Genomic DNA, 10,236 nt, shown 5'->3' on the forward strand with positions numbered 1-10,236 from the left:
CGGGGGCGCTGGGCGCCGTGGCGGCGGGCTTGGCCGGCGGCAGGCTGGCGCTCTGCACCGGAGCGGCCGGCGGCGGCGCGGTCGGACGGGCCATCGGCTCTTCCGGCGGCGCGGCGTAGGTCGGCGAGGCCGTCGGGTTCTCGTGGCTGTAGATCTGCAGGCCGGCGGCTTCGTCGGGCTTGTTCTGGTCAGGCGCCGGGGCGGCCTTCATCTCGGCCACCGGCTCGCCGACGGTACGCGGCGGCTCGTTGGGGCCGCGGATGCCGTTGCGGTAGATCAGGAACACGGCCACCAGCAGGGTGCCCAGCACCACGGCGCTGATGATCAGGGTCAGCGGCAAGGGCCGCGACCCGCGCACCGGCTGGCGCGCATCGAACGAAAGCGGCGCATCGGTGGGCGGCGCATAGGCGCCGCGGTGCGGGTCGGACATCGAAAAAGGCTCCAGAATTCCGGCGCGCGTTCACCATGTGCGAATCACGCGCGCAAGTTCCTACTCTACTGGACCCGATGGCCGTTCAGAACTGTCGCACCCTCGACGGTCGTGCGTCGCCCGGCGCTCGCCCCGTCAGCTCCACACATCCAGATGGAACAGCTTGCGGTGTTCCTCGATGGCGAAACGGTCGGTCATGCCGGCGATGTAGTCGCACACCACGCGAGCCCTTCCGGCTTGGTCGCGGTTCTGCGACTTGGCGAACCATTCCGATGGCAGCACCTCGGGTTCGGCCAAGAACAGCGTGAACATCTCGGCCAGAATGCGGCGCGCCTGGCTGCGGGTGCGGTTCACCCGCCAGTGGCGGTACATCCGGGCATGCAGGAACTCGCGCAGGCGGGCCAGGTCCTCAAGCATGTCGGACGAGAACGACACCAGGGCGTGCGGCAGGGCCCGCACCTCGTCGGCAGAGGCGACGCCGGTGATGGCGGCCCGCTGCAGTGTTTCGCCCATCACGTCGTCGACCATGGCGCCGATCATCCGGCGCACGGCTTCCAGGCGGGTGATGCGGGCGTCGAGGTCGGGCCGCTCGCTGCGAACCGCCGCCAGGATCGGGCCGATCAGCGGCACGTCCATCAGTTCGTCCAGCGTGAAGAGCCCAGCCTCGACCCCATCGTCGATGTCGTGGTTGTTGTAGGCGATGTCGTCCGACAGGGCCGCCACCTGCGCCTCGGCCGAAGCCCAGGTGTCGAGCTTGAGCCCGTACTCGCCGTCGTACTTCGAGATCGCCTTCCATGACGGCTGGCCCAGCTTATGGATGACCGGGCCGTTGTGCTTGATCACCCCTTCCAGGGTCTCCCAGGTCAGGTTCAGGCCGACGAAGTCGGGATAGCGGTGCTCCAGCTCGGTCACGACCCGGAAGGTCTGGACGTTATGGTCGAAGCCGCCGAACTCCTTGGTCTGCAGCTCCAGCTCGTCCTCGCCGGCGTGGCCGAACGGCGGGTGGCCCAGGTCGTGGGCGAGCGCAATGGTCTCGGCCAGGTCGGCGTCCAGGCCCAGCGCGGTGGCCAGCGAGCGGGCGATCTGGGCCACTTCCAGCGAGTGGGTCAGGCGGGTGCGGAACTGGTCGCCCTCGTGGGCGACGAACACCTGGGTCTTTTCCTTCAGGCGACGGAAGGCCGAGGTGTGGATGATGCGGTCGCGATCGCGGGCGAAGGGCGTGCGGGTGCGGCTCTCGTCTTCCTGGTAGCGCCGCCCGCGCGACTTGCTCGGATCTTCGGCGTAGGGGGCGCGGGGGACGGCGAACGGAGACGTCGACATGAGCGGCCTTTGCTGATCGCCCCTTTTCCCGGGACGCGGTCGCCCTCATATATGCGATAGATCAAGTTTCCACAGCCATGACCGACACCACCGTTACGCTTTCTTCCAACGCCGCACGCCGGCTGCACGCCCTTTCCCAGGCCGAAGGCCGCGAAGTGATGCTTCGCGTGGCGGTCGACGGCGGCGGCTGCTCGGGCTTCCAGTACCGGTTCGACCTGGTCGAGGCCGCCGAGCAGGACGACCTGAAGATCGAGCGCGACGGCGCCTCGGCCCTGGTCGACGTGGTCTCGCTGGCCCTGCTGAAGGGCTCGGAGATCGACTTCGTCGACGAACTGGCCGGCGCCGAGTTCCGGGTCAGGAACCCCAACGCCAAGTCCAGCTGCGGCTGCGGCGTCAGCTTCTCGATCTGACGCACGGGCCCAAGGGCCATGTGCCACTTCATCACCCTGATCGTTCCCACCGAGGACGAAGCCGCCTTGCGGACGGTGATGCAACGCCATGGCCGCACGGCCCAGACGATCGACAATCCGTCCGTGCGCAGAATCCTGCGCGCCGACGAGCGCCAGTACCTGACCTGCACGCGAGAGTGCGACTGCGGCACGGTCCTGGCGCCGTCGCTCGAAGGCGCGACCGAAGAGGACGAAGCCCGGCGCCTGGCCGCCAAGGGATGGTCCAAGGCCAAGATCGACCGCGCGCTGGCTGATCGCCGCAAGGCCTCGACCCGCTCGCAGGAGGGCGTCGACAGCTTCGAACTGTGGGCGGCCGTGATCGCGGACGTCCACTCCTCCCTGCGCCTGCCCCGCGCGGGCCTCTTCCTGCACCTCTATTCCGGCGGCCTCGAGGACGAGATCACGCCGCCGCGCCGTCGCGACGCCCCGCCGCGCGGCGACCGGCTGGACGCGCTGCGCTCGCTTGCCCCCGACGAAGTGCTGATCTTCCCCGCCTGAACGCGGCTCGACGCTCGCGACGCAGTAAGGGGGGTGACAGGCCGCAAACTACACTCTACGGTCAGTTCGATGACCCTCGCCGCCAGCCAACAGCTGTTTTGGTACTTTAGCTATCCGACGCCTCAGGCGCCGGGAGGGGATCGTTTGGCCTGAGATCAGGCCGCCAGAAACGCCTTTCACCAGCCGCCAGGGGTTCCCCGGGCGGCTTTTTTGATGGCCGCCGGACCCCGCGAATTTTCAGGAGCACGCCATGCCATCCTCGACCGCAGCCAATCTCGTCTCGCTGCCCGTCCCCACCGACGACCTGCGCATTTCCCGCCTGCAGACCCTCAGCCCGCCCGCCCAGGTGATCGGCGAGGCCCCGGCCACCTCGACGACCGCCGAGATCGTCAAGGAATCCCGCCAGGCGGTGCACGAGATCCTGCACGGTCGCGACGACCGCCTGGTGGTGGTGATCGGCCCCTGCTCGATCCATGACCCCAAGGCCGCCATCGACTACGCCAGCCGCCTGGCCGCCGAACGCGAGCGCCACGCCGGCGAGTTGGAAGTGATCATGCGCGTCTACTTMGAAAAGCCGCGCACGACCGTGGGCTGGAAGGGCCTGATCAACGATCCAGGCCTGGACGGCGGCTTCCACATCAACGAGGGCCTGCGCCTGGCGCGCCGGGTGCTGCTCGACGTCGCCGCCCAGGGCCTGCCGGCGGCCTGCGAGTTCCTGGACGTCACCACCCCGCAGTACATCGCCGACCTGGTGGCCTGGGGCGCGATCGGCGCCCGCACCACCGAAAGCCAGATCCACCGCGAGATGGCGTCTGGCCTGTCGTGCCCCGTGGGCTTCAAGAACGGCACCAACGGCGACGTTAAGGTGGCGGTCGACGCGGTCACCGCCGCGGCCCAGCCGCACCATTTCCTGGCCGTGACCAAGGAGGGCCGCGCCGCCATCGCCACCACCACCGGCAACGCCGACAGCCATGTCGTGCTGCGCGGCGGCAAGACCCCCAACTACGACGCCGCCAGCGTCGCGGCGGCGGCTGAGGCCCTGACGAAGGCCGGCCTGCCGCCGCGCCTGATGGTCGACGCCAGCCACGCCAACAGCGGCAAGAACCACGAGAACCAGCCGGCCGTGGTCGCCGACATCGCCGCCCAGGTGGCGAGCGGCGCCTCGCCGATCATGGGCGTGATGATCGAGAGCAACCTCGTGGCCGGCCGCCAGGACATCGTTCCCGGCAATGCCCTGACCTACGGCCAGTCGGTCACCGACGCCTGCATCGACTGGGACACGTCGGTGCGCGTGCTGGACGAACTGGCGGCTGCGGTGCGCGCCGGTCGCCAGGCCCGCAACGCCTGACCGCGCGAACGGAGGGACGCCCCCTGCGGCGTCCCTCCCTATCCCCGGAAATCTCCTTGCCATGGCTTGAGCGCGAGGCCGCCGCCCCCTAGCCTCCGCGCGCCTATCGGAGCCCGCCATGCGCATCGCCACCTGGAACGTCAATTCGGTCAACGCCCGCCTGGACAACGTCCTGGCCTGGTTCGAGGCCGAGGCGCCCGACGTCGCGGTGCTGCAGGAGATCAAGTGCGTCGACGAGAAGTTCCCGGCCGAGGCCTTCGAGCGCCTGGGCTACAACGTCGTCGTCCACGGCCAGAAGACCTATAACGGCGTGGCCCTGCTCTCCAAGCATCCGGTCGAGGACGTCCGCAAGGGCCTGCCGCTGCTGGACGGCGACGCCGAGGACGAGCAGGCCCGCTATGTCGAGGCGGTGATCTCGGGTCCCAAGCCGGTGCGGGTGATCGGCATCTACCTGCCCAACGGCAATCCGATCGGCACCGAGAAGTTCGCCTACAAGCTGTCGTGGATGCGCCGCCTGCACGAACACGCCAAGGGACTTCTCGCCTTCGAGGAGCCGTTGGTCATCGCGGGCGACTACAACGTCATCCCCGAGGCCGAGGACGTGGCCAATCCCGAGGCCTGGCTGGGCGACGCCCTGTTCCAGCCCGAAAGCCGCGCGGCCTTCCGGGCGCTCAAGAACCTCGGCTTCACCGACGCCTACATGCAGGCGGACGGGACGCCCGGCGGCTACACCTTCTGGGACTACCAGGCCGGCGCCTGGCCCCGGAACCTGGGCATCCGCATCGACCACCTGCTGCTGTCGCCGCAGGCGGCCGACAAGTTGGCGCAGGTGAAGATCCACCGCGACGAGCGCGACAAGGAAAAGCCCTCCGACCACGTGCCGGTGGTGGCGACCCTGGCGCTCTGAACCGGCGAGCGGTGCCGGTAGCCGGCGCCTCTGTCGCGAATCCGCGAACGCCGCTAGCCTCCGCGCCATGAGCGAGTTCTGGCGCCTCCTGTTGCTTGTCGCCATCGCCGGGTCGGCCGTCACCTTCATGGGCAGCGCGGCCATCTGGTTCATGGACGAAGAGCGTCGCATCCGCCGCGCCCTGCGCCATGTGCTCAAGGGCGAGCCGGAGACCGTCATCATCGCCCGCGGCCGCGGCAAGGGCGTGGGCTTCTCGTTCGACACCAACACCGCCGCCGTCGCCTGGGACAGCGGGACCTGGTGCCTGCTCTATCGCATCGACGAGCTGATGGGCGCCGAGCTGTCGGTCGACAATCAGGTCGTCGGCCGGGTGTTCCGCGGCGAGCAGCGCCGGGCGATCGACCAGATCGTCCAGCAGGCCGCCCGCGTCTGCCTGCGGCTGATCTTCGACGATCCGCGCCACCCCGACTTCGAACTCGACCTCTGGCTGGAGGGCGACGAGCAGCAGCGCCAGAGCCGCTCGCCCGCCCTGGCGATCCAGGAGGCCAACCGCTGGCTGGCCCGCGCCGAAGCGATCGTGCGCCGGCCGCTGGCCCCGCGCGGCGCCTCGCCCGCAGCCAAGGCCTCCGAACCCGAGATCGCCCGTCGACCGGAACCGGCCGCCCAGGCCGACAAGCCCAAGCCCTATCGTTCGGCCCGCGAGGCGGTGACCGCCGGCGCCGGCGCGACCACCGCGGCCGTCGCCACCGCGCCGCTGTTCGAGGAGATCGACGACGGCCCCGAGGCCGCCGATCCGCCGTGGTCGGACCCAGACGCGCCGATCCAGGGCTGGGCCGACGGCGCCACCACCGCCGACGAGCCGGCCTACCTGCCGCCCGATCGTCCCTACAAGCCGGTGTCCAAGGCCGCTCGCGAGGCCAAGGGCGACCAGGACGAACTGCCGTTCGATCTCGACGGCGACGACGAATACTGACGGCTCTCGCCCGGGTTGCGCGCCGCCGCGGTCTGAGTCACGCTGCGGCGTTCCGTGGAGACGCGCCATGATCCGCCTCGCCGCCCTCGCCCTGCCCCTGCTGCTGGCCGCTCCGGCCATGGCCCAGACACCGGCCGCCTCGCCCCTGGCGCCGCAGAGGCTGGTGCTGAACCTGGCCGACCGGGACGGCGACGGCGTGATCAGCCCGGCCGAGGCCGCCGAGCAGCTGGCTTCCCAGAACGCCGCCGAACTGCCCGCCGCCGAGCCGGAGAGCCCGCCCCATCGGGGTCCGCGCTTCAGGCCCGCCAGCGCCAAGACCGAGCGGGCCGACGAAGCCGGGTTTCCCGGCCTCTCGATGAAGCGCCGCTTCGTCGAGGCCAGCGAGTTCGAGCAGGCGCTGGAATATCGCTTCCTGGAAGAGCTGAAAGAACGACGCAAGTAACGGTAGTAGCCAGCCGACGACCGGTTCGAAGTTCTTCCCAGATTTCGCCCATTTTTTGCCGGCTGCGGCGATCCCTTAGTTGCGAACCACTCTCAACGTCCGTATGACCCCCGCCCTTGATGCGATTGATACGCACGAGCGTTGATACGGGGCGAGTGATGAAGCGAGTGATGATGACGACCGCGGCCATGGCCGTGGCGATGGGCGCGGCCAGCCAGGCCTGGAGCCAGGACGAAAAAGCCGAGCGCCTGCCGAAAGTCAGCATCGAGGCGACCAGCGCCGCGCCGCCCGCCGCGGCCTACGAGGCCAACGACCCGGTCGACTCCGGCACCTCGAAGATCACCCGCCGCGCGATCGAGGACCGCTCGCCCGGCACCGGCGACGTCATCGAGACCCTGAAGATCCTGCCGTTCGCCAACTTCGACTCCGACCAGGGCCTGGCGACGCAGGAAAGCATCCAGGACATGCGTCCGGCCAAGGTCTCGATCTCGGGCGGCCAGTTCTACGACAACTACTTCTCGATCGACGGCGTGGGCGTGAACAGCCGCCTGGACGTCGTCGATATCGGCAATCCGCAGGACTACAACGAGGCCGCCGGCGGCAGCGCCCAGTCGATCTGGCTGGACAGCAACCTGCTGGAATCGGTGACCGTGCGCGACAGCAACGTCTCGGCCCGCTACGGCGGCTTCACCGGCGGCGTCGTGCAGATCGAGACCCGCCAGCCCGCGCACGTGTTCGGCGCCTCGGTTACGGCCGGCTGCACCAACGACAGCATGACCTCGTTCAAGATCCCGGGGGTCGTCCGTGACGCCCTGAACGGCGCCGAGCCCGAGCCGCCGAACTACGAGAAGTGCCGCGTCAGCGGCTCGGTCGACCTGCCGATCAACGACAAGGTTCGCGTGCTGCTGGCCGGCGGCCGCCAGCAGACCGACATGACCTACTACCGGCACGCCAACTACGGCGGCACGCCCTTCGGCCTGAAGAGCCGCACCGACAACGCCCTGGCCAAGGTCGAGGTCGACCTGGCGCCCGACCTGACCCTGCGCGGCCAGGTCGCCTACAGCCCCTATACGAGCCAGAACTCGGCCTCCAACTCGCGCAACGCGGTGATGACCCAGAAGGGCGGCGGCGTGACCAGCAAGATCGAACTGCTCGGCAAGCGCGGCGAGGCCGACTGGTCGCTGACCGCCACCTACGCCAAGGCCCGCAGCGGCCGCGAGGCCCCCTCCACGCTGTTCACCTGGTCGTCGGCCGCCGCCTACGCCAACTGGTGCTCGGCGACCAACTGCGTCGACGGCAGCTTCGGCGACCTCGACCAGTGGCAGGAGGACCTGGGCCTGCAGGCGCGCTGGAACCAGCCGCTGCTGGGCGGCGACCTGCGCCTGGGCGTCGACTACAGCCACGTGGAGGCCCGTAAGAGCCGCCCGGTCGACAACTACGCCTACCGCACCACCACCGTCGACAGCCGCATCGTCTGCTCGCAGGGCGACCCGGCCTGCATCGCCGGCGACGCCGCCCTGACCGTCTACAGCCTCTACAAGGCCTATGACGCCTCGGCCGAGGTCGACGCCGTGGCCGCCTTCGCCGAGTACGAGGTCAGCCGCGGTCCGCTGACCGTGCGGGCCGGCCTGCGCTACGACCACGAAAGCCTGGTCGCCAAGCACAACTTCGCCCCGCGCCTGTCGGTGGTCTACGAGATGCCGTGGGACGTCACCGCCACGGTCGGCGCCAACCGCTACTACTCGCGCGACTTCCTGGGCTACGCGATCAAGTCGCAGTACCCGGGCAACTACGTCTACAACCGCACCAGCTCGATCGTGAACGGCCAGCGGGTGATGAACGCCTGGACGCTGAGCACGCACTCGGTGTCGGCCGGCGTCGCCGGCTCGGGCCTGGCGATCCCCTATTCGGACGAACTGACCTTCGCGCTGTCCAAGCCGTTGTTCGGCGGCGTGGCGCGCCTGAAGGGCGTGGCCCGCGAGACCCGCGACCAGTTCACGGCCGGCGTCGAGGAGGTGCAGAACTACATCCGCGAGACCAACGGCCAGACCTACACCTACCGCACCACCTATCTGGGCAACGACGGCGAGACCTCGTACCGCAGCCTGTCGGCGGAATGGACCCGGGGCGTGGGCCGCCACACCTTCAGCGTGAACGGCTCGTGGGCGAAGACCGAGGACAACATGGGCGACAACACCCTTGTCGATCCCTCGGACGAGGCCGAGTACGGCGACGAACTGGTCTACTACAAGGGCCAGGTCCGCAGCCTGCTGTCGGTGATCGCCACCAACCAGCGCCTGAACTACGCCGCCCCCGGCCTGATCAACGGCGACTGGAGCGCCGACTGGTGGAAGGGCCGGATCCGCACCAACCTCAACGCCCGCTGGCGTTCGGGCTATGACCAGATCGAAGAGACGGGCTCGACCCAGACCGTCGACGGCGTGCGCTATGCGGTGTGGGACGTGATCCGCTACAAGGCCCAGACCACCTTCAACGCCAACGTCTCGGCCCTGGTGGCCAAGACCGCCTATGGCGAGGCGCGGCTGGACGTGAAGGTGACCAACCTGTTCGACACCCTGCCCCAGACGGTGACGGCCTCCTCGATCAGCCAGCCCTACCGCATGGGCCGGTCGTTCTGGGTGGGCATGAGCTACAAGTTCTAATCCATGAAGCGCGCGGCGAATCTCCTTCTCCTGCTGGGAACGGCGGCGGCCCTGATCGGGCTGGCGCCGCTTCCGGACCCGACGGCGCTTCGCCGCGCCGCCTTCGCGGGCAAGCCCGACAGCTGGCCCGCCCCCACCCTGCTGCCGGGGGCCAGCTTCACGCCCTTCGGCGCCCTGCCCGCCCCGAGCGTCCCGGCCGACAATCCCCAGACGCCGGAAAAGATCGCCCTGGGCCGCAAGCTGTTCGACGATCCCAAGCTGTCGGGCTCGGGCCAGATCGCCTGCGCCTCGTGCCACAATCCCGAACTGGCCTTCGGCGACGGGGTGAAGACCTCGTTCGGCCACGACCGTCAGCGCGGCCGCCGCAACGCCCCGACGCTCAGCGTCGTGGCCTGGCGCACGCCGCTGTTCTGGGACGGCCGCGCCGGCAGCCTGGAGACCCAGGCCCTGGGCCCCGTGGTCGACCACAAGGAGATGGCCGGCGACCCGCGCGAGATCGAACGCCGCCTGGCCGCCGATCCAGACTACCGCAAGGACTTCCAGGCGGTGTTCGGCGCCCGTCGCCCGACCCTGCCCGACGCCGCCAGGGCCCTGGCCGCCTACCAGCGCACTCTCAAGCCGCGCAGCAGCAAGTGGGACCGCGTGCTATCGCTGGGCGGCCGGGTGCTGAGCGACCAGGAGCTGCAGGGGCTGGAGCTGTTCCAGGGCAAGGCCGGCTGCGTGAACTGCCACAACGGCCCGCTGCTGTCGGACGGCAAGTTCCACAACATCGGCCTCAGCTTCTACGGCCGAAAGCTGCAGGACCTGGGCCGCTACGAGGTCAGCGGCGACCCGGCCGACGTCGGCGCGTTCCTGACGCCGTCGCTGCGCGGGATCTCCAAGACCGGTCCCTACATGCACAACGGCATCTTCCCCACGCTGGAGGGGACCGTGAACTTCTACAACGAGGGCGGCGCGCGCCCGCGGCCCAAGCCCGAACAGGCCGGCGACCGCCTGTTCCCGACCACGACCCCGCTGCTGAGGCCGCTGGGCCTGAGCCGCGAGGAGAAGGCCGCGCTGGTGGCGTTCCTGGAAACGCTGTAGGCGCCTGCCCCTCGGGAGCGCCAAGATGCTCCCCCTCTGGGGGAGCTGTCGGCACAGCCGACTGAGGGGGTTCCTGGCGCCTACGCCAGCCCCCTCCGGCCCTCCGGGCCACCTCCCCCAGAG

Annotated in this window: 10 protein-coding genes and 1 pseudogene; 9 read left to right on the forward strand and 2 right to left on the reverse strand. The window is 69.6% G+C overall.

Features of this window, described 5'->3' with window-relative positions; all coding sequences use genetic code 11:
- A pseudogene (locus AC1DCG_RS24300) lies at window positions 1-430 on the reverse strand (cell division protein FtsN); the annotation flags it as partial.
- A 135-nt stretch (window positions 431-565) separates the two neighbouring features.
- Window positions 566-1,750: a deoxyguanosinetriphosphate triphosphohydrolase gene (locus tag AC1DCG_RS24305; protein WP_165262065.1), complete on the reverse strand. Its 1,185-nt coding sequence runs from the start codon at window positions 1,748-1,750 to the stop codon at window positions 566-568.
- Window positions 1,751-1,827: 77 nt separating this feature from the next.
- On the opposite strand from AC1DCG_RS24305, the gene erpA reads away from it, so the two are divergent.
- The 9 genes from erpA (at window position 1,828) to AC1DCG_RS24350 (ending at window position 10,113) form a co-directional block, all read left to right on the forward strand.
- On the forward strand, window positions 1,828-2,160 hold the full coding sequence (gene erpA / locus AC1DCG_RS24310; protein ID WP_165262063.1) for an iron-sulfur cluster insertion protein ErpA: 333 nt from the start codon (window positions 1,828-1,830) through the stop codon (window positions 2,158-2,160).
- A gap of 18 nt (window positions 2,161-2,178) precedes the next feature.
- Window positions 2,179-2,697: a hypothetical protein gene (locus AC1DCG_RS24315; RefSeq protein WP_477037232.1), complete on the forward strand. Its 519-nt coding sequence runs from the start codon at window positions 2,179-2,181 to the stop codon at window positions 2,695-2,697.
- Window positions 2,698-2,766: 69 nt separating this feature from the next.
- The gene (locus tag AC1DCG_RS24320; protein WP_477031359.1) at window positions 2,767-2,850 is read left to right on the forward strand and encodes a hypothetical protein; all 84 of its coding nucleotides are present in this window, start codon (window positions 2,767-2,769) and stop codon (window positions 2,848-2,850) included.
- A 97-nt stretch (window positions 2,851-2,947) separates the two neighbouring features.
- Entirely contained in the window at window positions 2,948-4,045 is a 1,098-nt protein-coding gene (locus tag AC1DCG_RS24325) for a 3-deoxy-7-phosphoheptulonate synthase (protein WP_477041722.1), read from the forward strand.
- A 118-nt stretch (window positions 4,046-4,163) separates the two neighbouring features.
- Complete coding sequence (gene xth / locus AC1DCG_RS24330) at window positions 4,164-4,952, forward strand: exodeoxyribonuclease III (RefSeq protein WP_477031343.1); 789 nt, start codon at window positions 4,164-4,166, stop codon at window positions 4,950-4,952.
- Between the two features lie 67 nt (window positions 4,953-5,019).
- A complete protein-coding gene (locus AC1DCG_RS24335; RefSeq protein ID WP_477031342.1) occupies window positions 5,020-5,925 on the forward strand; it encodes a hypothetical protein in 906 nt (301 codons plus the stop codon).
- Window positions 5,926-5,992: 67 nt separating this feature from the next.
- Complete coding sequence (locus AC1DCG_RS24340; RefSeq protein ID WP_477031341.1) at window positions 5,993-6,367, forward strand: hypothetical protein; 375 nt, start codon at window positions 5,993-5,995, stop codon at window positions 6,365-6,367.
- Between the two features lie 170 nt (window positions 6,368-6,537).
- Complete coding sequence (locus tag AC1DCG_RS24345; RefSeq protein WP_477037234.1) at window positions 6,538-9,030, forward strand: TonB-dependent receptor plug domain-containing protein; 2,493 nt, start codon at window positions 6,538-6,540, stop codon at window positions 9,028-9,030.
- A 3-nt stretch (window positions 9,031-9,033) separates the two neighbouring features.
- A complete protein-coding gene (locus tag AC1DCG_RS24350; RefSeq protein WP_477031339.1) occupies window positions 9,034-10,113 on the forward strand; it encodes a cytochrome c peroxidase in 1,080 nt (359 codons plus the stop codon).
- Window positions 10,114-10,236: the final 123 nt, after the last annotated feature.

It is taken from the genome of Caulobacter sp. 10L414 (assembly GCF_056395525.1).